General features: G+C 55.2%; 14 protein-coding genes. 10 read left to right on the forward strand and 4 right to left on the reverse strand.

What is annotated here, in order from left to right; translation table 11 throughout:
• Positions 1 to 15: 15 nt before the first annotated feature.
• Positions 16 to 2634, forward strand: coding sequence for an ATP-dependent chaperone ClpB (gene clpB, locus HY962_00980; GenBank protein MBI5645476.1), 2619 nt, complete (start codon positions 16 to 18; stop codon positions 2632 to 2634).
• A 246-nt stretch (positions 2635 to 2880) separates the two neighbouring features.
• Entirely contained in the window at positions 2881 to 4509 is a 1629-nt protein-coding gene (locus HY962_00985; GenBank protein MBI5645477.1) for a hypothetical protein, read from the forward strand.
• 15 nt (positions 4510 to 4524) lie between these two features.
• Here the strand turns inward: HY962_00985 and HY962_00990 are convergent, their stop codons facing one another.
• Positions 4525 to 4710, reverse strand: a complete 186-nt coding sequence (locus HY962_00990) for a hypothetical protein (GenBank protein ID MBI5645478.1) — start codon at positions 4708 to 4710, stop codon at positions 4525 to 4527.
• Positions 4711 to 5132: 422 nt separating this feature from the next.
• Between HY962_00990 and HY962_00995 the strand changes: the two genes are divergently transcribed.
• From HY962_00995 to HY962_01010, 4 genes are all read left to right on the forward strand, one after another.
• Entirely contained in the window at positions 5133 to 6152 is a 1020-nt protein-coding gene (locus tag HY962_00995) for a flippase-like domain-containing protein (GenBank protein MBI5645479.1), read from the forward strand.
• Between the two features lie 31 nt (positions 6153 to 6183).
• The gene (locus HY962_01000; GenBank protein ID MBI5645480.1) at positions 6184 to 7305 is read left to right on the forward strand and encodes an NADH-dependent flavin oxidoreductase; all 1122 of its coding nucleotides are present in this window, start codon (positions 6184 to 6186) and stop codon (positions 7303 to 7305) included.
• Positions 7306 to 7471: 166 nt separating this feature from the next.
• Entirely contained in the window at positions 7472 to 13711 is a 6240-nt protein-coding gene (locus tag HY962_01005; GenBank protein ID MBI5645481.1) for a choice-of-anchor D domain-containing protein, read from the forward strand.
• 109 nt (positions 13712 to 13820) lie between these two features.
• On the forward strand, positions 13821 to 15830 hold the full coding sequence (locus tag HY962_01010) for an OmpA family protein (protein MBI5645482.1): 2010 nt from the start codon (positions 13821 to 13823) through the stop codon (positions 15828 to 15830).
• 196 nt (positions 15831 to 16026) lie between these two features.
• On the opposite strand, the gene HY962_01015 is transcribed toward HY962_01010, so the two are convergent.
• The 3 genes from HY962_01015 to queA all read right to left on the reverse strand — a co-directional run bounded on the left by HY962_01015 (position 16027) and on the right by queA (position 18598).
• The gene (locus tag HY962_01015) at positions 16027 to 16773 is read right to left on the reverse strand and encodes an rRNA (cytidine-2'-O-)-methyltransferase (GenBank protein MBI5645483.1); all 747 of its coding nucleotides are present in this window, start codon (positions 16771 to 16773) and stop codon (positions 16027 to 16029) included.
• Positions 16770 to 17477, reverse strand: a complete 708-nt coding sequence (ispD, locus tag HY962_01020) for a 2-C-methyl-D-erythritol 4-phosphate cytidylyltransferase (GenBank protein ID MBI5645484.1) — start codon at positions 17475 to 17477, stop codon at positions 16770 to 16772. The genes HY962_01015 and ispD overlap by 4 nt, the downstream gene beginning before the upstream one ends.
• A gap of 86 nt (positions 17478 to 17563) precedes the next feature.
• Positions 17564 to 18598 carry a tRNA preQ1(34) S-adenosylmethionine ribosyltransferase-isomerase QueA gene (queA, locus tag HY962_01025; GenBank protein ID MBI5645485.1) on the reverse strand — a complete coding sequence of 345 codons (1035 nt, stop codon included), beginning with the start codon at positions 18596 to 18598 and terminating at the stop codon, positions 17564 to 17566.
• Positions 18599 to 18808: 210 nt separating this feature from the next.
• On the opposite strand from queA, the gene buk reads away from it, so the two are divergent.
• The 4 genes from buk (at position 18809) to HY962_01045 (ending at position 23792) form a co-directional block, all read left to right on the forward strand.
• Positions 18809 to 19864, forward strand: a complete 1056-nt coding sequence (gene buk, locus HY962_01030) for a butyrate kinase (protein ID MBI5645486.1) — start codon at positions 18809 to 18811, stop codon at positions 19862 to 19864.
• Between the two features lie 112 nt (positions 19865 to 19976).
• Positions 19977 to 21443, forward strand: coding sequence for an indolepyruvate ferredoxin oxidoreductase subunit alpha (locus HY962_01035; protein ID MBI5645487.1), 1467 nt, complete (start codon positions 19977 to 19979; stop codon positions 21441 to 21443).
• Positions 21444 to 21488: 45 nt separating this feature from the next.
• On the forward strand, positions 21489 to 23054 hold the full coding sequence (locus HY962_01040) for a bifunctional enoyl-CoA hydratase/phosphate acetyltransferase (GenBank protein MBI5645488.1): 1566 nt from the start codon (positions 21489 to 21491) through the stop codon (positions 23052 to 23054).
• A 141-nt stretch (positions 23055 to 23195) separates the two neighbouring features.
• Positions 23196 to 23792 carry a methyltransferase gene (locus HY962_01045; GenBank protein ID MBI5645489.1) on the forward strand — a complete coding sequence of 199 codons (597 nt, stop codon included), beginning with the start codon at positions 23196 to 23198 and terminating at the stop codon, positions 23790 to 23792.
• Positions 23793 to 23904 lie beyond the last annotated feature (112 nt).

Consider the following 23904-nt stretch of genomic DNA (forward strand, 5'->3'; position numbering starts at 1 on the left):
TCGAGATGAATAGTTATGACAATGGATAAGTTCACAGTAAAAGCGCAGGAAGCCATTGTATCCGCACAGAACCTGGCGGCCTCGCGCAGTCATCAGCAGATAGAACCCCTTCACTTGCTCCACGCATTGCTCGAGGACAGTGATGGTGTCCCTGCCGCAGTGCTTCAGAAAGCTGGTGGGAATATTCCAGCGACACGCTCGCGTATCGATCAAGAACTACTCACGATACCGGCAGTGTACGGCGCGGAACGGGGGCGAGTGGTTCTGAGTCCGCCGACTGAGCAGACACTCCGGAATGCAGAGCAGGAAATGCGACTCTTCCACGACGAATACATCAGCACCGAACATTTACTGCTCGGAATCGCCGGACTCACTGGTTCCCAGGCCGGCCGCCTTCTCGCTGAACAAGGTCTCTCACACGACGCAACGCTCAAGGCGCTGCAATCGATACGCGGCACACAGCGAGTCACGGATCAGAGTCCGGAGGAGAAATACCGGGCCTTGCAGCGTTTCGGTCGTGATCTCACTGAAGCGGCCCGGCGCGGAAAACTCGATCCCGTAATTGGTCGAGACGAAGAGATCCGGCGATCGATACAGGTATTATCTCGACGCACGAAGAACAATCCCGTGCTCGTCGGTGATCCTGGAGTTGGCAAGACAGCGCTTGTCGAGGGTATCGCCCTGAGAATTGCCGCAGGCGACGTCCCCGAAGGTCTTCGCGAGAAAACGGTTTTCCAACTCGATCTCGGGGCGTTGATCGCCGGAGCAAAATTTCGCGGAGAGTTTGAAGAACGCCTCAAAGCCGTTTTGAAAGAAATCACCGAGTCTGAGGGGCGCATTATTCTGTTCGTTGATGAACTGCATACCATAGTCGGTGCAGGTGCGGCCGAAGGTGCAATGGATGCAGGCAACATGCTGAAGCCTCTGCTCGCAAGGGGTGAATTGCGGATGATCGGAGCGACTACTTTGGACGAATACCGCAAACACATCGAAAAAGATAAGGCGCTCGAACGGCGCTTCCAGCCCGTGCTCGTCGGCGAGCCCTCCGTCGAAGACACGGTATCGATATTGCGCGGACTGAAGGAACGATACGAGCTGCACCATGGCGTCCGCATCGCGGATGCAGCTCTTGTTGCGGCTGCTACACTTTCGCAGCGTTATATCATAGAACGCTTCCTGCCTGACAAAGCAATCGATCTGATTGACGAGGCAGCCGCGAAGCTTCGTACAGAAATAGACTCAGTTCCGGAGGAAATGGACGAGATCGGACGCCGCGTTCAGCAACTGGAAATTGAATCTGTCGCCTTGCGAAAGGAGAGTGACAGCGCATCGCAAGAAAGGCTGGCACGAATAGCGGCCGAACTTGCCGACCTCAAGGAGCAGCATGCGGCTCTAAAAGGCCGTTGGGAGCTCGAGAAAAGTGAAATCCAGAATATCCGCGGACTGAAGGAGGCCGTGGAGGTCTTGCGATTCGAATCCGAAAAGGCGGAGCGCGCAGGAGATTACAACCGCGCTGCGGAACTGAAATACGGTCGGCTCCCTGAATTGGAGAAGCAACTTGCAGCTTCAAACTCCAAGCTTGCTGCCCTCCATGCAGGAGGCTCGTTGTTAAAGGAGGAGGTGGAAGAACGGGATATCGCCGATGTCGTGGCGCGGTGGACCGGCATCCCAGTGGCGCGAATGATGGAAAGTGAGCGCGAGAAGATCATCCGCATGCCGGAGCGCCTGCGTGAACGAGTCATCGGCCAGGAGGATGCTGTTGCAGCCGTGTCCGAAGCTGTCTTGCGTGCACGCGCAGGAATGAGCGACGAACGACGCCCGATTGGGAGCTTCATCTTTCTGGGACCGACAGGGGTTGGTAAAACAGAACTCGCGCGCGCACTCGCTGAATTTCTCTTCGACGACGAGAATGCAGTCGTGAGAATTGACATGTCGGAATACATGGAACAGTTTAACGTATCGCGTCTGATTGGTGCTCCACCGGGATACGTGGGGTACGATGAGGGTGGACAGCTCACGGAAGCTGTACGGCGCAGGCCCTATTCCGTGATACTTCTTGACGAAATTGAGAAGGCGCATCCCGACATTTTTAACGTCCTGTTACAGGTACTCGACGATGGCCGCCTCACTGATGGAAAGGGTCACATTGTCGATTTCAAGAATACGATCGTGATTATGACCTCGAATCTGGGAGCCGAGCTCTTGGTGGAACGCTACCGGAATGCCATGGAGACTCAACGTGGTATCGTGGAGGAGGAGACACGACGCGATATTCTTGCGCTGCTACAAAAATCAATGCGACCCGAATTTCTGAACCGCATCGATGATGTCCTCGTCTTCCATCCGCTCTCGAAAGGTGATCTGCACCGCATCGTTGATGTGCAATTCGAACGTCTGGTCCGCGCAGCGCTTCAGCGCCAATCACTCGACGCCGAATTATCGCCCCGCGCAAAGGATTACCTTGCGAGCAAGGGTTTTGATCCGGTTTTCGGTGCTCGCCCGCTGAAACGACTTATTATGCGAGAAGTTGTCAACGCAATTTCCACACTCATCATGCGCGGATCGTTGATTGCGGGGATGAAGGTAAACGTTGACGTGGGAACGGATGGTCTGACATTCGAAAGCGGAATGTAGCCGGATCGCTGCGCATTTCATCCCTGTGAGATTCCTCGGGATCGTTCCTGTTTTCCCTTCTCGAAACGCGTGTACATTGAGATTATCAACAACGATGGGCTGACAATGAGACGTGTAGTTGGAGGGATCCTTTGTGCACTTGCGCTCACCGCCGTTGCGATGGCGCAAAACTGCAGTCCGCCGGAAGATCCCGGCCGTTTTTCCGCCGGGTGGCGTACTGCGACCGTAACACGGGGAACTCGCACCATGAGCTGTCGCGTGTATTACCCTGCAATTTCAGCATCACAGAATGCCACTGCCGACTCCACCGGCGCTCCCTACGCGATGATCGCCTTCGGGCACGGATTTCTTGCTCAAAACACGTATTACACTTCCTATTACGAACACCTCGCGAGCCGTGGATATATCGTCATCGCACCTCAGTTCGTGGACACACAGCATGGACAGCTGGCGCTCGACTTGCTCGCTTGTTTGCAATGGCTGCGCGGAGAGCACACGGCTTCCAACGGATTCCTCCGAGGTCTCATCGACACTTCCGCTGCTGGGATTTCAGGCCACTCAATGGGTGGGGGAGCGTCTCTACTTGCCGCGTCATATGACAGTCGTATCCGGATCGCGGCGCCGATAACGCCTGCCGAGACATCTCCCTCCGCTGTATCAGCCATGCCGAACATTTTCGGAGCTGTATGTCTTATTTCAGGGGCATCAGACGGGATCACTCAGCCTGCGCAGAACCAGCAGCCCATGTACAACGCGGCCTCCGCCTTCAAAAGCCTTCCACTCTTGGCCGGGGCGAACCATACCCGCTTCATGGATAATCCGATAGGGGACTGGACGGATCCGAATGGATCCATGACGCGACCGGTACAGCAACTTCTTGCACGCAGATACATGACCGCTGCGTTCGACCTCTTCTTGAAGAGTGACACATGCGGTTGGCATTATTCGTACGGCACTCTTGCTCTGGATTCGCGTGTTTCGTTGTCAGTGGCAACAAAGTATCTACCACCCAAACCGTTCATGCTTCTGAGTCCTATTTTTCTAGAGGACTCGATACCACCCTCGTCACTGGTTTTCACGTGGAATCGCGCACGAACTCTCAACCCACACGACAGTGTTGAGTACACCCTTCAGCTTTCAGCAGGGAGCCGCTTCATTCCTGTATATCGAGAACACAGGACTTTCGACACAACGATGACTATCCCGCGGGTCCAATACCAGGACACAAGCTACTGGCGTGTAGTTGCACGCAATTCGCCGAGCACCGCTACCATCAGTTCTAACATTGGGTTTTTCCGCTTCCTCAATGTGCCGGTTGAACTCATTTCGTTCAATGCGCGCGTACGAGACAACGGAGTTGAATTGATGTGGATCACTGCCCGTGAAACCAACAATGCAGGCTATGAGGTTGAGCGCTCAGCCAATCGCACCGATTTTGTACGCATCGGTTTTGTTCCTGGGTCTGGTTCGTCAGCCAGAAACACCATTTACTCGTACTTGGATCCGCACATCACGGAAGCGTGGTACAGGTTGAAACAAGTTGATTATGACGGGACGTACGACTATTCACCGGTCATACATACGTCCAGTCGATCGGTGTCAGATTTCGATATCAGAGCCCTCTATCCTCAACCTTACCGCGTGAATGATCGACAGCCACTCATAGTCGCCGTGGCCTCACCTTGTGAAGACGTTGCGTCACTCCGTCTCTTTAACAGCTTTGGCCGTATGGTGCTATCATATCACTGCACCCTCCATGCTGGAGTGCAATCCGTTTCCCTCCCGTTCCGGGATCTTGCGCCCGGATTATATGTGGTATCACTTACGACAAAAGGCGGCAACATCGCAAATGCGAAGGTCCTTGTCACAATGTGACACGTACTTCCTCTGTCATCGACGGACCTTCACTTTATAGCCCTGCCGCTCGAGCTCTGTCGCTACCTTGCTGCGGTGATCACCCTGAATCTCGATCGTCTCATCCTTCACCGTCCCGCCCGCGCCGCAGAGCGCCTTGAGACGTCGCGCCAGGTCGAGGAGATCCTCCTTGGTGTGATGGAAACCTTGGATGGTTGTCACACCACTCCCTCGGCGGCCGCTCTTCTCAAAACCCACTAAAAGTGTCACCAACGATTGGATTGGAGTTTTCCCTGCCATGTCTTCAGGGATAGGCGCGATTCCGCCTGGAACAATGGAATACAGATCGGAGAGACTGCGTATACTGCGTGATTTTTCCATGCGGGGAATATACCAAAAATCCCAAATGCCGATTATTCAGCACTCGTGTTTGAGCTCGTGTTGCCAGCTTCTCGCGGGCTTTCGTTCCACTCGGCACGCCTCATCTGCTCTGCACAGCTTAGCCGATACATCACACCAACACCTCGTTTTTTGAGTGCGCACTGGTCTTGCGGATCAGTCCTTATTCCAGTAGCTTCCCGAAGACCGTGTTGTACCTGCACATTCCGCAATAGATGCCATTGACCCGCCCGCAGCTCCTTTCCATGGCCAAAACGACAGTGACGATTCTCATTGTCGGATTCTCGCTGTATTTCTCCATCTGGAAGGTAGATTTTTCAGAGCTTGGGGAGAGCTTCAAGACTGCAAATTATCTGATTGCTCTGTCGATCATTCCGATCATCGTTCTGTCGCATCTCGTACGCGCGCATAGATGGAAGGTCATGCTCGCTTCGATACATCCTGAAATTCGGATCTCAACGCTTTTCGTGGGAGTGATTGTCGGGTATTTCATGAACAACATCATTCCCAGGAGTGGCGAGCTCGCGCGGCCATACGTAACCGCGGAACAATCGAAAGAGAGCGGAGCAACCTTCAGCGGCCTTCTGGGCACTATCATTGTCGAACGATTCATCGACACCGTAGCGCTTCTCTTGGTGATCGCCGCGGTGCTGCTCATCGACACCTCTCTATTTGCGGGGCTTGCATCCTTCGAAACAGCGGTGAAGAATCTTGTATACCCGACCATAATACTCGGAGTGATGTTTCTTATCATCGCACCGAGCGCTGTCGGATTGAAAATCGCAGGATTCATTTCGAGGCCGTTCCCTGAGCGCATTCGTACGAAGCTGCTTGAGGTCTTCGTGAAGCTTCAGAAGGGCTTTGGGGCACTACGCAACGCTCGTCAGATCGTCCTGGTGGTAGGGGAGACGGTTTTGATGTATGCATTATACATGGCCCCGCTATTCATCATGTTTTTCGCGGTTGACAGCGGCCGTGCGGCTTCCCCCAGCATTCTCGATGCCGTGAAGGTATTCGCCATCACGGCGCTTGCGTACGCGGTGGCTCCCACGCCCGGAGCTTTCGGTGTATTTCATGTGACCGCTCGTGTTGCCACGATGCAATTGCTCCAGTTCAGCTACGCCGATGCCGTTGCATACGCCACCATCATGCATTTCATCAATTATTCGACTGTCATGGTGATTGGCGCCTATTACCTGCTGACACAGAATCTTTCCCTTAAGGCGATGCTTCGACCTGGCGCCTCGAACGCATCGGCGGTATAGGCGTTTCTGCGCACTGTTTCGCAAGCACTGCATGAACGATCGTTTCGCCCCATTGTTTGACACGTTCGAATTCCGGTCAGGAGTGCGAGCAGCGAACCGAATCGCCGTCGCGCCCATGACCACGTGGTCCTCATATCCAGATGGAACAATCCATCCCGATGAACTTCGTTACATCGCACGACGCGCTCATGGTCCTGGGCTGTTTGTGACTGCCGCCTGCTATGTGAACCCCGCGGGACATGCGTTCCCAGGACAATGGGGATGTCATGACGATGACATGCTCCCATCACTTCGATCCGGAGCTGCTGCGATTACATCGCAGGGCGCCCTCGCCATTCTTCAGATCCATCACGGTGGCCGCATGTGCCCGGCAACGTTACTAGGACACGCTCCTCTGTGCGCAAGCGCCGTTGCCGCCGCCAGACCTGGCGCGGACACTCCGCGCGAAATGTCGGATGAAGAAATCCGAAACACTATTCAGGATTTTGCGCGCGCAACCTCCCGCGCTGTAGAAGCCGGATACGATGGTGTGGAAATTCACGGGGCGAACACATATTTACAACAGCAGTTCTTCTCCCCGCATTCGAACCGTCGGCACGACTTCTGGGGAGGTTCGTTGGAGGCCCGGATGCGCTTCCCGCTGGCGACTCTGGACGCGGTACTCGAAGCAGCCTCCGCTGCCTCGCGGCCCTTTGCGGTAGGATATCGATTGTCGCCGGAGGAAATCGAAGAACCGGGAATAACGCTGGAAGATACGCTTGCCTTGGTGGATGCGATTTGCGAACGTCCGTTGGATTATCTCCATGTCTCGACGCGCGAATACTCGAAAGGATCCTTGCGTGACCGCAGCGATGCCCGCACGCCAACCTCGCGTATCATCTCTCGAGTCGTGGGGCGCGCTCCTGTGATTGGAGTCGGGAAACTTATTCAGCCTGATGATGTATTGCATGCCCTGGGAGAAGGATGCTCCTTTGCTGCGTTGGGCAGGGCAATGCTGTATGAACCGGAGTGGGTTGAGAAAGTACTCGCGGGTAGGGAGGGTGCCCTTTGTACCGCGCTGCCGGTGGAAGATGCTGAGAACCTGCTCACGATACCGGCCCCTCTGTGTGCAATGTTATTGAGTGTCAAAGGCTGGATCCCCGTCTCGCATTGACAACGTTTGGTGAGCAGGACCAAACGTGTCTTGCGGCCCTCATTGACGATCTTTGTCTCGGCGAATAGCGACTTATTATTGATGAGACGGGCTGGTTGATGATTCAACCCCTTCTGCCTATTTTATTTGATGCGGTAAACTCAATCTGCTTGCAAGGAACACGGATATGTCCGGACGTTGGAACCAGGGATCATTCACATTCATCATTGCAATGTTTCTGGCGAGCGCCGTGCACGCCCAGCAATGGGTCGCACAGCCGATCAATCCATCGAATGTTCCCGGTTTGTGGAGCATTGCCATGTTTGATACCGGGCGAGGGATAGCGGTCGGGGGAGCCGCCGTTCCGACGAACCTATCCGGCATCGTACGAAAAACCACAGGGGGTGTGACATGGCAGAAAGTGGATACCGCAAATTTCAGCCCCGCACTCAGTAGCTCATTCCCGTTCTGGTCCGGTGCTTGCGCGAGAAAGAACACCGGCACGGCGTGGGTGTGCGGCTCAAATGCGAAGATCTACAAAACTGTGGATTACGGGGCAAACTGGATCGCAAAAACCAGTGGAATTAGCGGGTCACAATCGTTTTTCGATATTTATTTCAAGAGTGCAACCGAAGGCATGGTCGTGGGTCAAAGCGGAGTGGCCTATTACACTACGAATGGCGGGGACACCTGGACCGTGCAGAGCACTGGTACAGGGAATCCACTGTACGCCGTCCATTGTGCGGGAACAATCTGGTACATCAGTGGCGGCAACAACACCATGTTGAAATTCAGTCCGCCGTCGACATGGACTGACATCTCCTCGAACCTTCCCGGAGGAAGCTCTTTTGCGCTGATTGAGGGACTTCAATTCCTTGACGATCAAGTGGGGACTCTTTCAGGGTACAATTCTGCTGGACCAACAAACGTGTATCGGACAACAAATGGCGGGAGCTCCTGGTCGCCCTTCCCTGCAGAACCGCCATTGAACGGTAGTGCCAATTTTTACAGCAGCGTGTTCTTTCTCAATCAGACCGTTGGTTGGGTTGCAAACGCGTTCGATCCGCTTGGGTACACGCAGAATGCGGGGGCAAGCTGGCAGACGTTTACGCCTCAAGGCGGTGGCGCGGGTGCAATCACCCGACTCGATTTCAACAACTTCCAAAACGGCTGGGCATCGGGTGGAGCGCTGGGCGGAGGACCGATTCCTCTCGGGTTTATCTTGAAGTACACCGGACCACCTCCATCGCCCGATATCTCTTTAAGCGCTGTATCGGTTGATTTCGGGACGCTCACGTGCGCCACATCGAAAGACACGACATACACGATCTCGAATCGCGGAATAGCCGATCTCATTATACCGGTCAACGGAATAAAATTCTCCCGGCCAGATTTCTCCTACGTTGGACCCGCTCTTCCGTTGACGCTTCAGCCCGGACAGATACAGCCCGTCACCATTCGCTGGACACCCGCACCATCGTCGTTTGGTCCGTTGACCAATGATACAATGACCATTCAAAGCAACGATCCTGCATACCCTCAATGGAAAGTAGGACTCAACGGAACAAAGAACTACAGCAGCGGAACGGCGACACCCAGCGGTTTGACATTTCCTCCAGTGTGCGGAACCGTGTATTCAGAGCTCGAGCTCACCATTTCCCCTTTCGGGAACACCAATCCCACGTTCACAGGATTCAATCATGAAACCGGAGATTCGGTAGTCACGGTAGTCTCCCCGCCGATCGGGACCATACTCACAGGACCAACTGTTTTCAAGTTCCGATATTCCCCACGCAAACTGGGGAATGCAAGCGGCATGTATCGTCTCATGCTCGGAAACCCAAGCTGTCCTGAAGGGGTGCTCATTCCGTTCACGGCGACCTGGAGAAAGAACCATCTTGTTGCCAATCCTACCACCATCGATTTTGGAGATGTTTGCTCGGGAAGCACACGCGACAAAACTTTTCTTCTCACCAGCATAAACAGCAACACCATTGCAAGTGTCGATGCACGTGAGCTTGTAACCGGCACGGATCTCTTCCCCAACGTGTATTCAGGACCATTTGGTCCGATTCGTCCGGACAGCAGCATGTCGTACACAGTGCGCTTCGCTCCTTCGGTGAACGACACCGGCGTGATATCCGCCACCTACAGGCTGTTGGTCGGCCCCTGTCCCGACACTGTCGAATACACCGTCCGTGGCCGTGCCGTCAAACCGGCCCTCGTCACCGTCCCAGCTGCACTCATCCGGCTCGGGCCTATTACTGTCGGACAAACGGCGCAGCAGATTGTGACATTCAGCAACTCAAGCACCACCGTGATGCGCATCAAATCGATAGCTGTCGTGCCTTCGACCGCATCCTTGAGCCTCGTGTCCGGACCCACACTCCCAACTTCACTTGCACCGGGCCAAGGCTCCAGTGTGACCGTCCGGTACACTCCGTCACGGATTGAATCGATCGCTGCAAGTGTGTGTATCGTGTGGGATGATCCATGTGTGGACAGTACGTGCATTCCACTCAGCGCCCAAGGGACCGAATCACCTCAAATAACAACTCGAACTTCGATGGACCTTGGCACCCAAGCGTGCCGGCCACCAAGAATCGACAGCGTGGCTGTGAAAAACACAGGACGTGGCACGCTTGCCCTACTCGGCTTCACAATAGACGGGCCACAAAAGGAGCATTTCCGCGTGCTGCGGCCCGGACCAGCGACCCTGGTCAATCCCGGTGATTCCGTGTACGTCGTCATCGAGTATTCATCACCTCTGGAACAGACGAGTGATGCCACACTGACAATTGAACACAATGACGCGACCGCGGGAAACAAATCTGTGATAGCACTAACAGGTCGCCGAACCGTGACGGAAATCGGAATTGAAGGTGATACTTCAACCGTTTTCACCGCATGCATTCGTAACAGCGTGAAGCGTGTTATCACCTTGAGGAATCCGGGCACGCGGACTCTCACTGTCACGGCACTTTCGTTGAGCGGAGCAGGCGTCGTGTACTCGATCACATCTCCGACACTTCCAGCCACTCTTCAACCCGCCGGCAGCATCAGCGTCACCATAGATTACCATCCAGTTGCGGCGGGCTTCTCGGCAATGCAACTTTTAATCGTTGCAACGCCGTGTTCTGACACGATTCGCGTACCATTTACCGGCGTTGCAACCAATAGTCCGTTGTCGTTTACTCCCGCGCCGGTGAATTTCGGTACGATCAATATCGGCGCTTCGCCCACGCGCAACGTGCAGATAACAAATGCGGGCGCGTTGGACATAGAAATCACGGAACTATTCTTTGATGCGCCGCACCCTGCTGTATCTCTTGTATCGCCTCCGGCACTTCCGCATCTTTTGAAACCTGGCCAATCGTTGCAAGTCACGGTGAAGTACAATCCACTCACGGCCGGTTCACTATTCACATCGCTATGTGCCGGCACATCCCTGCCGTGCAAAGACACACTGCGCGCCGCAATACTTGGCCTCGCACGCGCTGACGGGATAGGCTTTGATGCCGACAGTCTCGTGTACAAGCTCGATCCCTGCGCAAAAACGGGTCTGTGTGACACAGTAATACTTCTGAACAATTCCGCACGCCAAGTCACGGTGTCGGCAATCTCGGTTGATCCGACTTCAGCTTTCACACTGGGTACCGCCGTCGGGCTTCCACTTACGCTGAATACGGGGCAGTCCCAACCGCTGATCTTCTGTACCGACGCGGGCTTCACAGGTAGGAAAACAGGAACGGTGCACGTGATCAGTAATGATCCGAACGCACCGGACCTCACACTCCCACTTATCGCTATGCGCGATTCAGTTGCGATCACTGCGCGCATGCCATTAATCGACTACGGGGTTGTACCTCGTTGCGCCTCAAGTGTCACACGCACGATCGAGTACGACAACACGGGCACAGTGGACGATACGCTGGATATCATCGAGCAACTCTCAGCGCCATTTTCCGTAGCGACAACGCAGCCGCTGACAATTTCCGCAGGCTCCATGCAATCGATCGATGTTGCCTGTGAGCCCACACAGGCCGGTCAGTATCTCGACACACTCCGTGTGCGAAGCCGTCGTTGCGGCACCGAGCTTCTCGTTGTACTGAGAGCTCGTTATGAACTGGAAAATCTGCGTGTCACTCCGACGCCGCTTAATTTCACGAACGTCGTTGTCGGCGGCAGTGTAACGGCTTCCCTTACCGTCCGCAATATCAATTTGGCCTCCGCAAGAGTTGCGGCGATTAGAATATCCCCCTCGGGGGTTTTTTCCGCATCACCAACGCTTCCGCACGTTTTAACCACGGGCGACTCGCTGGAGATACCGGTGCGATTCGCTCCGAGTGCGGCAGGCACCGCAATCGCGACCGCGTGCATCCTCTTTGATGCGCCATGCGCCGACACGTTGTGCGTACAACTCAGTGGGAGTACCGGAGACGGCCTGCTTTTCACACAGAATCCGCTGCTCTTCGGCAGTCAGGCCCAATGTGAGGAACAGATATTGAGCGACACGCTAGTCAACACAACCAGCGCGGGATTCACTCTCAGCAGTGCTTCTATAACGGGGACCGGATCAGGCGCGTACTCTCTGTTGAATCCCATTGTGCCCGGTGAAACCGTTGGTCAGGGAGCACCTCGAGTATTTACGATCCGATTCGCGCCTGTCTCCGTACCTGACGGCAACACACAGGCGGTATTGACCGTGACCACAACGGATGCGACCATCCCTCGCGTAGACCTGCCACTGGCGGGCACACGTGTCACTCAATCTTTGCCCACGCCACGCTCGGTGCCTTTTGGAACCATCCCAACTGGAACGCCCACGCAACGCTCCATATGGATCCCCAACCGGGGTTCCTCCCCGTTCACGATCTCCGGAACAAATCTCCCCGCCGGCGTTACCATGACACCGCCGCCGCCTGTCACGATTCGCCCGGGGGATTCGATTCAGTTCACCATCACATTTACACCCCAGACCACCGGTTCGCAGGCATTCTCCGCATGGATGCGGATAAACACGCCGTGCGATGACTCGCTTCGTCTAGATATCACGGCCATGGCTGGCGGCAGCATCACCGCAGCCGCTCGCGAGCTGGGTGCGGTGCCCAATTGCATCGACACTGTCGTCCGCATCGTCATCCGAAACTCATTCGCACAGGATGGAATGCTTGAGACGGTATCAATTACCGGCATAGATGCGGCACGATTCAACAGAATCACTCCCGCCGCGCTGCCGCGCTCGGTATCTGCGGGCGATTCGATACTGGTTGAGCTGCGATTTTCTCCGGATGCCGCAGGCGACCGTGTGTATACCGCCACCTGCGAGCTGAGTGTGGCTGGCCTCCCTGCGCCAAGCTCACTGCAAGCCCTCGTGTCAGTCGATGCCCGCGAACCGGTTCCAACACTCATCTCTTCTGTCGATTTCGGAACAATCTCCATTAACACGAGTTCGCCTGCTCGTCGGGCTGTATTGAAAAATCAGCTTCCGTTCCCCATCCGCCTGGCGGCAATCCGGTCTGCAAATAGCGCGTACTCACTCGGATCGCCCTCCTCGATGCTGCCATCAACAATGCAGCCTGGAGACACCGTCTCCATCCCAGTGACATTCACTCCGCCATCGGCGCAGGTCTTTGATGGTCTTTTCCTCCTCTTCGACACCGACAGCCCATGTTCGGGTAACGGAAGCGCCATACTCACCGGGAGGGGACTTGACGATGTTATAGCCGCAACATTGTCAATCCCTGTCGTTGAAGGTACTGTCGATCAACGTGTTCTAGTACCAATCATGCTGAACACCGACGTTGGATCAGCCAACGTCACTTCGTGGCAAGGCGCCATTCGGTACAATTCCTCAATGCTGTATCCTGAACGTGTCGTTCTGCAGGGGACAAAATCACCCGGCGCAACCGTCACCGGCGACATCACCGCGCAAGGTACATTTCTTATTACCGCGAGCGGCCCTGCTCTCACGAATGGCGCAGGCGTGCTCGTGTACGTAGAGTTTCTTGTGCTCATCGGTGACGATGTGGCGAGTACTCTCTCACTGTCTCCGTCATTTGATTTCACTTCAGGACGGGCGCGCGTACAGTCCAGGCAGGATGGAATATTCCGACTGCTCGGATATTGTGATGCAGATCGGAGCAGGATGATTACCGACAATTGGAACCTCACTCTTCATCAGAACGCACCAAATCCATTCAATCCATCGACGCTCATCAGGTATTCTCTCGTTCAGGATGCGTTTGTCGAACTTACCGTGACAGATGCGATGGGGCGCCAAGTACAGCGACTTGTTTCGGAGCATCAGAAAGCCGGAAGTTATCAGCTCCGATTTGATGCGGCTGATAAGCCATCAGGTCTGTATATTGCAACTCTTCGGAGTGGTTCATCAGCCACGAGTATCAAAATGGTGCTGACGCGATAATGCGCATCGCGACTCTCCAGACTCACGGCTTCGGCACACCCTCTCTCGCAACGGTCCCGCCGCGTCGAACTCACGGATCCTCGAGCTTCACACCTCAGCACACTCCACTATGAAACGTCTCCCCCTGCTACTCCTCGCGGCTCTGGCGCTCGTCATCGCGCCGCTCTGCGCCCAGGAAACTCCCGCCGATTACCGAAGCGTCATGCGCATCGGGATATTTGGCGCCCCACAATTGAATCTCCATTCTGGAAACTACGATGTTATCGAGGGTAGCGTCGTATGTGCGACCTGCACGTTCGAGAATGGCAACATGTTCTCGTACCGCCTGGGTGCACTCGTAGAGATCCCCATGTCGACGAGCTTGCTGCTCTCTGCTCGACTTGGCCTTCAGGACTATTCCGGTGTGTTTGAACGCGACGTGCGTCTGGGCTCCGTCGCACAGCCGACTGGGCCACCAGCAGATCTGCTTGTTCATCAGACCTTCGACAATTCCGTCTCTTACCTGCTCGTCTCACCGGGAATCTTGTTTTTCCCCATTGAGGAGTCGCCCCTTCATCTTCAAGCAGGACTCGGTTTCGGTTTTCCTGTTTCGAAGGACTATTCGCTGACAGAAAAAATTCTATCGCCGGCGAACAAACAATTCAGCGACGGCAGCACGGAGCACACACCGTTCAGTGGTGAAATCCAAGATGTCAACGGAATTCGGCTGGCGCTCGATTTGGGTGCAGGGTACGACTTCCCGTTGTCACGGACGATGCTGCTGACTCCGGAAATTGGCTTCAGCTTTCCGTTGACGAAAGTGAACAGCGCCGCTGATTGGCGTGCTAGCGGCCTCGCCCTCGGATTGGCATTGAAGTATGCGTTTCTTGAACCGATCGCGCCTCCTCCCCCGCCCCCACCACCACCGCCCCCACCGCCACCGCAAATCGCGCCCTTGGCAGTCGATTTCGATATGGAGGGAAAATCCGCAGAGGGCGCTCCCACACGCCTATCGCCAATTACTGTGGATGAAATCCGCATTGGCGAGCGCTACCCGTTGCTGACCTACGTATTCTTCAACGAGGGTGATGCGATGCAGCCCCTGCGTCAGAATCTGCTGACCGCGGATCAGGCACTCGCGTTCCGTGTGGAGGATGCAACGGGCGATGAACTCGGGCTCTATAAAAACATGCTCAACATCGTCGGCCGCAGGATGAAAGATAATCCGCGCACGCGGATCACCATCACCGGCAACAACGCGGATGCGGGTCTCGAGCGCGGTGCCGCGGCTCTATCCAGGCAGCGAGCTGAAAATGTTCGCGCGTATTTCACTGACGTCTGGGGTATCGATTCCAGACGCATCACGATCAGGTCGCGCAACCTGCCCGCGGATCCATCAGCACGAGAGAGCGCGGAAGGCCAGGAAGAAAACCGCCGGGTGGAGATCACTTCAGACGATCCGATGGTGACGGCACCGATCCGCCGCGATGAAATCGTGTACAAGTCTTCGCTCGCAGCGGCGGAATTCATCCCGAAGCTCGATGCTCCGAATGGTCTCGAGCGCTGGTCCCTCACTGCAAAACAGGACAACCGCATCCTGTATTCACAGGACGGCGGATCCACTATTCCCGCGTCGTTCACGTGGTCTTTCACTGGCGAGACCTTCAAACGCAACAGTGCACCAGTGCAGGTGTCTCTCTTCGCCCGCGACAAGAAGGCACAGGAAAAGAGCGCCACAAGAAGCATCACCGTCGACACGAGGACTCTCGAGCGCAAGCGTGAAGAGCGCATCGGCGGAATCCGCGTCACGCGAAGCAAGCTCATCCTGTATGATTTCAACAGCTCGACGGTTTCCCCGCGCAACAGGGCGATCATTCGCGAGGATACAAGCAGCATCACCCCCACATCGAAGGTGACAATCGTCGGGTACACTGACCGTCTCGGAGATCCCGATTACAACGTGCGCCTGTCACAGCAACGCGCCGACAATGCCCGCATCGAAATCCAGGCGCTCCGGAGGAGTGCACAGATCGAGACCAAGGGTGTTGGCAGCACGCAACTGTTATTCTCGAACGACACTCCCGAGGGGCGTTTCTACTGCCGCATGGTGACCGTCACAATCGAGACTCCCGAAGAGTAAGCAACCATCCCATTACGGCCCTATCCACGAAAGGCACCCTCACCAAGGGTGCCTTTTTTTTTAGCCGGTCGGTCGGGTAAGACCTGATCGACTAGCGCATCATGCGCATGCACATGATGCGTGAATCACGCCTTAGTACCGCGTACCATTCACTTCTTGCGAGAGCCAGAGCGTCGTGCGAAACAGGTCCAACAGGTTATTGAGGGCCACGCTTATTATAGCCCTCAACCATGACAACAAATTCCCGTTTACCCGGGTGATGAAGAAAAAACGAATGAAGGGAGGCGAGTGTACCACGTCTGACCAATTCCGTTTCGAGTGTCAAGTCGCAGGCGACGCATGCACGTCGACGAGAGCCAAACGCCTCCACCGCATCGGCCAACAATTGTGTCAGCCGATACGGCGCATCCAGGAACACCAGGACAGAGGGATGCGATTTCAACGCGCGTAATTCCACACGGCGTTCAGGACGCTTTGGAGAGGGGAAACCGTGAAAATAAAACCGCGTGACGTCCATGCCGCTCACCGCCAATGCGGTTGTGAGAGAGGTAGGTCCCGGGACAGCACGTACATCAAGTCCTGCATCAAGTGCCTGTCGAACGACGCGACCGCCAGGGTCAGCGAACACGGGCATGCCACAATCCGAGATCAAGGCGACAATTGCGCCTCTTCGCAGTGCCGCAATGACGTCTTCCGCAGCATCTCTTTCAGTGTGCTCATTTATCTCGAACAGCTCACTCGAGATTCCATGGCGACGTAGCAGTCGCTGCGCCTCCTTCCGTTCCTCACACGCGATGAGATCGGCACGGCGCAGTGTCTCGATTGCACGAATCGAAAGATCGTCTGGGTGCCCAATCGGCGTCCCAACAAGGTATAACGTACCGGGGAATGCCGGGTGCTGCCGGTCCGAGTTGATGTTCAGAAGCCGCTCGTCGGCTGTCACTCGTTGATTCCTGAAATGGCCAGTAAGGCAGCGGCAATTTCAAAGTCACCGGCCGTTGTAAGCTTAATGTTTCGCGTGGATCCTTCAACAGGATACACGCTCAATCCCAGTCGCTCCAGCAGCTCCGCATCATCGGTGCCGGAATAGGCCTCCTTCAGCGCCGCGTCAAGGGCGCGACGCATCACGTTTATACGAGTCCCCTGCGGCGTCTGAGCGAGCCAGATCGACTTGCGGTCGAGAGTGCGTGTGATGGCTCCTCCCAGTTGCTCCACATATTTGATTGTATCACGCGCCGGGAGTGCCAGAAGAGCTGCTCCGTACTGCGTTATGGCCGCAACAACCGCGCGAATCTGTCCAGATGTTATAAGGGGCCGGGCAGCGTCGTGAATCAGGACTATCCCATCCGATTCTCCGAGCGTTTCAACCGCGCGGCTCACGGAATCCTGCCGCCGTTCTCCACCAGCAACAACTCGCACTCGGTCTCCGAATCCGTACTGCCGCATGACATCATTGCAGCGCTCCACATCATCGGCCGCAATGACGATATCGAGACATTCTTCCATACCGACAAAGACGTCGACGGTTCGAACAAGAACAGGCTTTCCGCCGAGAGGCAAATACTGCTTCGGGATGCCGGCACCAACACGTGTTCCCGTGCCTCCCGAGGGGATGCATACGCTGAATGGGGACGGCTGCGCGTGCATGAGTGCTGGATTTATCCGGTGGTTCTGAAATACGACGGGCGAAGCGCACGCTTCGCCCGTCGCTCTCCGTTTTGCTCGGCGGGTGCTTACAAAATCAGCATCGCGTCGCCATAGCTGTACATCCGATATTTTTCCTTGATCGCCTTCTTGTAGGCCTTCATAGTCAGATCGTACCCTGCAAACGATGCGACAAGCATGAGCAGGGTAGATTTCGGCATGTGAAAGTTTGTGATCAGTTTGTCCGTAATTTTGAAGTCGTACGGCGGATAGATGAATTTGTCAGTCCAGCTGCGAGCCGGGGTAAGCTGCCGCATAGTGGTCACGCTCGACTCAAGCGCACGGACGGCGCTGGTACCACAAACAAAAATGCTGCGCTTCGCTTCTTTTGCACGATTGACAGCAATGCATGCCGTAGGAGGGATCTCAAAATATTCCGAATCCATCTTGTGTTTGGTCAAATCCTCGACCTCGACAGGACGGAATGTTCCTTGGCCGATGTGAAGAAGGACGTTTGTGACGTTTACTCCCTTCTTTTTCATCTTACCGAGCAACTGCTTGGTGAAATGCAGACCTGCGGTCGGAGCGGCCACAGCACCGACGGTACGCGCATACACAGTCTGGTACCAGTCCTTGTCCGAATCTTCTGGCTCCCGTTTGATATAAGGAGGCAAGGGCGTCTGCCCAACTGCATCGATGAGTTTGAAGAAATCGCCGTCGTAATTAAAACGCACCGTGCGACCCCGTGAAGTGGTGTTATCGATCACTTCGCACATCAATTCGTCCGAGAAATAGATCTTGTTGCCGATACGGACCTTGCGGGCGGGGTCGACGATCACATCCCACAGGTGCTCGTCTTTCGAGAGCTCACGGAGAAGGAAGACCTCGATCTTTGCGTTTGTTTTTTCCTTTCTGCCGATCAGCCGCGCGGGGAAAACACGCGTCTCGTTCAACACCAGGCAGTCGCCCTTCCGAAAGTACTCGTGCACGTCAGAAAACGCCCGATGTTCGATTTCCCCGGTGCTCCTGTGCACGACCATGAGCCTGGCACTGTCGCGTGGCTGCGCGGGATATTTCGCGATGAGAGTTTTTACAACCGGATAATCAAAATCGGATAGTTTCATAGAATAGCGCCTAGATTACGAAAATCGCATAAATTTACAAAAATCGCGACGGGGAGTCAATAAATTCGGTGGGAAAATGTAGTAATTGTCGAAATTGGCCGAAAAACGTTGTTGTTCGTCCCGCATCTTCGTAGGTTTGTCGATATTTTCCCGGTGCAACAGCCACCAGGTTCCCCAGATACACAGCACCTCCCCTCTCCTGGAGTCCTCATGCCTGCTCCGAGTCACGTTCTTGTCATCAATCCGGGTTCCACATCTACTAAAATCGCCGTCTACCGGAACGAAAAACTGGCCGCGCAGGCCGATGTGAAACATGCGCCACCCCCGGGTGGAATCTGGGATGAATTTCCCACGCGTCTCGGGCAGATCCGAGCGGAGTTAAGCAAGCTCGGAGTTCGCGGAAACATCGATGCGGTGGCCGGTCGCGGTGGATTGTTGAAACCGGTTCAGGGCGGTACATACGCAGTAAACGACGCGATGCTGGCTGACGCGCATGCGAATCTGCAGGGTGAGCACGCTTCGAATATGGGATGCGCCTTCGCGCACGCCCTCGCCTCGGAATGGTCCGTCCCCGCGTTTATCGTCGATCCCATCTGTACAGATGAATTTGAACCTATTGCACGCTATTCGGGGCACCCTCTCATCCGGCGAAATGCACTCGCACATACACTGAACATGCATGCGGTTGCACGTGCAGCGGCCGGCAAGTTGGGGGTTCCATACGCCAAGAGCAACATCATCGTCGCACATTTGGGGGGAGGAATCTCGATAGGCCCCCTGAAGGGCGGCCGCATCATCGATGTCAACGATGCGTCCAGCAACGGACCGTTCAGCCCTGATCGCACGGGAACACTGCCCCTGCAACAGTTCATCAAGCTTTGCTATTCCGGGAAGTACACTGAAACGGAAATGAAGAAGATGGTTATGGGCAAAGGCGGCCTCATTGCATACCTCGGCACGAATGATCTTCGACTCATCGAGGAACGTATTGCCGGAGGAGATCAGGAAGCTGCCGCTGTTGTCGATGCGATGTGTTATCAGATCGCGAAAGAAATTGGGTCCATGGCCGCTGTGCTCTCCGGTAAAGTGGACGCAATCGCCATGACTGGCGGATTGTCATATTCCAAGCGTGTTTTCACTTCGGTGAAACGACGCGTTTCGTGGATAGCACCGGTACTGAATTATGCCGGTGAGCACGAAATGCTCGCCCTCGCACTCGGTGCACTCCGTGTGCTCCGCGGTGAGGAAAAGGCGAAAGACTATTGAACAACGTATCTTGCTTTGGTCGATGGACCACAGCAACCCGGCCTCGATTCAGACATTTTTTTCCGTAGGATTACACATGAGAACACACGCGCTTCTCACTGGAAGCCAGGCCGTGGCACGCGGCGCATATGAAGCAGGCGCAGCATATGCCATTGGGTTTCCCGGCTCCCCTATCAGTGATATCCTCCAGGCGGCTGACGACTTGGCGCCTCTTCGCGTACAACGCGCGCCCAACGAAAAAGTCGGGCTCGAAGTTGCTTTGGGAATAGCACAAGGTGGGAGCCGTGCACTTGCAGTCCTGAAGCACATCGGACTGAACATCGCCGCCGATCCCATCATTTCCTCCGCCTATAGCGGTGTGAATGCCGGCATGGTCATCGCAGCAGTGGATGATCCCGGGATGCTGTCCTCGATCAACGAACAGGATACGCGGCATTTCGCCCGTGCAGCCAAAATCCCGATGCTCGCACCATCGGAAGCGCAGGAGATTTCAGAATTTATTACGCTGGCATTTTCTCTCAGTGAAAAACACGACCTTCCCGTACTCGTGCGACTCACGACACGCCTCAGCAATACGCGTGGTATCTGCTCGCTGCAAGAGGCGCTCGGCGGCAGCGCGAAACAACGCGGTTTGAAGGCGCCACGAAGCGCGCGTGAGGGTATGAACAGACATGAGCATATCGAGAAGCAGCTCTCTGTCATCGAATCGTGGGCGAATCAGGCTTTTGATTTGAACTCAATTGACGTCGGTTCACCGGATGTGGGTATCATCACAAGCGGAATCTCGTATGTGTACGCGAAAGAAGTGCTGCCCGATGCATCCTTTCTCAAGCTGGGAATGATTCATCCGCTTCCACACAAGCTCATTTCTTACTTCGCCAGTCTCGTGAAGCGGCTCTATGTGATCGAAGAATTGGATCCCTTTCTCGAGGAGCAGATACGCGCAATGGGCATCGGCGTAATCGGGAAAGAGGTGTTTCCCCGGACGGGCGAACTGACCCCGGATGTCGTAGCCCGTGGACTTTCAGCGGAAGGTGCTGTCGCTCACGGGCTCACATCCGAACCTGTGCAGCTCCCTACACGTCAATCGACCTTGTGCCTCGGCTGCGCCCATCGCGGTCTTATGAACGTATTCCAGCGGATGAAGCTTGAAGTTGTGGGAGACATCGGGTGTTTTAATCCTGGAGAGTTGCCTCCCGCCGATCCACAGGAGATGGACGCATGTTTTTGCATCGGCGCCAGCATGAGCGTCGCCTTCGGAATGTCATTAGCGCAAGGGGTATCCATTGCACAACGTACTGTCGCGGTCGTTTCTGGATCCACCTTCATGCACTCAGGCCTACCCGCCTTAGCGAATATCGTGCAGAACCGGGGGACGGCGACGGTGTGTATCCTCGCAACACCAAGCAATGAAGCGGCAGCTTCCGTCGCTCCGGAGGTGGATTACCGCAAACTCTGCGAAGGAGTCGGTGTAAAGCGGATCCGGACTGTTCTTCCCGACGACGAACCGTCAATCGAGCAGGCCCTCCGCGAGGAGCTGACAGCCGAGGGCGTCTCGGTTATCATAAGCCAGATCTAAAATAACGCGCCTACACAGTTCCCAACATTCATCGCACAACCGACAATGAATACAGTCAACGTAATCCTCTGCGGTGTCGGAGGACAGGGCGTCCTCGACGCCGGCGAATTGTTGAGTCTCGCCGCAATGCATGCTGGGTACGATGTAAAAATGAGCACGCTGCAATACTCAGAAAACCATGGAGAAAGCGTCTCGTGTCATATTCGGTGGGGTGAGAAAATTTACTCTCCAACCATCCGACAGGGTGAAGCAGATTTTATTCTGTCACTCGAACGCATGGAAACGCTTCGGCATCTTCCGATGGGGAAGAGCGGCGTGGCAGTCATTGTCAATGATGAGAAAATCGGAATGCCTGCAGGCATCACCGAATCGGTCCCGTACCCCGAAAACATCGAAGACTTGGTTGCCAGTGTCCACGGCTCATTCCATATGCTGCCTGTTCGAGACATCGCGGGTGAAGGAAAGGGTCTTGACGCGACGGTACTGCTAGGCGCATTTGCCGCATTCAATCAATGTACTCCCGAAGCCTGGATGCGCGCCATCGATGAATGGGGGGGAACCGATGCGCCGCTGCACCACGAGGCATTTGGTCGTGGCCAATCGTTCGCGGCTGAACCTCTGCGTATCGAAGTGCACGAACGGTTCGAATTGCCCGAGGGCCCCACAACCAAGGGCATCAGGAGTTTTGACGAGATGCTCGACCGTGTGCGCACACTTCCGAAGCGCCGCGTTTCGATAGCCGGGGCAGAGAATAAAGCAGCGTTCCATGCAGGGATCGAATGTGTGGATCTCGGATTGGGCACACCCGTATTTGTCGGTAATCCCGACATCATTCGCAAGACCGCTGCGGATAATTATCCCGAATTTCCGATCCAGAATTACGAAATAGTCGAAGCGGTCGACGAGACCGCCACCGCGGAACGTGCAGTCGCGATCGTAAGGAACGGCGAGGCCGACATTCTCCTCAAGGGCGGAGTAAATACACCAACGCTGATGCGCGCTGTGCTGAACGGAAAGACCGGACTTCGCGCGGGAAGTCTGCTCAGTGATACTTTCGTGTTCGAATATCCGGACGAGGACGGAATTCGTCTGGTCATGATCACCGATGGTGGGGTGACATTACAGCCGACCATACAGCAAAAGGTCGAGATCCTCCGTAACGCCGTCGTTGTTGCACATGCTCTAGGGAATGAGATGCCCCGCGTGGCGATTCTTGCAGCATCCGAGACCATCAATCCCAATGTCGCCGCGACGATGGATGCAGCCGTCATTCAAAAAATGAATCGGACAGGACAGATCCCAGGCTGCATTGTGGAAGGACCCATCGCACTCGATGTTGCAGTGAGCCGCAAAGCCGCCGCGATTAAAGGAACCGATTCACCTGTCGCTGGCCAGGCCGACATTCTCGTTGCCGCAAACATCGATACGGCAAACGCTCTCGCGAAAAGCACAACCTATTTTGCCGGTTATCGCCTGTCGCACGTGATTGTCGGTGGAACGGCTCCGATTCTTATTGCTTCGCGATCCGATACATCCGATGCAAAACTCCTGTCCGTGGCGCTCGGGAGTCTGATGGCAAAGTACTTCGAGGAACAACGCGGGAGCCGTTAAACGACTCCATCTGGAACCGTAACTGATACCGTGCACCGGGACCCCACCACCCTCACGACCCTGCTCTCACAGCGCTTCCCTCTTCGCCAGTTCGAGCTTCACCTGGCGGGGCACACCTTAAGCCTGACCACGGCGCAGAGCATGGACGAACTTATCGACCGTATCACCGAAGACGAATTTCGTAGAGATGAAAGACTCCCTTACTGGGCGGAACTCTGGCACTCTTCGATAGCTCTCGCCGAGTACATCGCAGAACATCCCGAGCTGACTGCGCAACGTAACGTTTTGGAAATCGGCTGTGGTCTAGGCCTGCCAGGCATTATCGCATCCCGGACCGGAGCTACCGTGACATTTTCCGATTACGACAACGATGCACTTCTGGCTTCGGAATTGAATCATGCCTGCAACGCGTCAGGAAGTGAGGCGGATTTTATCCTTCTGGATTACCGCTCGGCGCCGTCGCGGCGCTGGGAAGTTGTGCTTGCATCGGACATTGTGTACGAAAGACGCATGATCGAACCGGCATTGAATTTCCTTCGTGCGGCGGTATCAGAACAGGGATGTTTTATTATTGCCGAACCAAATCGACGAATCGCAGAACCCTTCATTGAGGGGCTTCGAGCTGTTGGATTCCATGTGGAGCACTCGCAACGACGGGCCGTTTTCTACGATCGTCCGGTGGATGTGGGCCTTTACGTTGGCCGTACGCTCAAGCAGGATTCCGTCACGAATCCATGATTGATTGCAGCCGGGTTACTGGAAAGGTGAGTCGTGCCGGGATTCGCCGTAAGTCGCTGTTGAGCATGAGAAACGAATGTCTCTTGAAACACTGAGAGACGTAATAACTGCA

This window comes from Ignavibacteriota bacterium (assembly GCA_016218045.1).
GTDB lineage: Bacteria > Bacteroidota > Ignavibacteria > SZUA-365 > SZUA-365 > JACRFB01.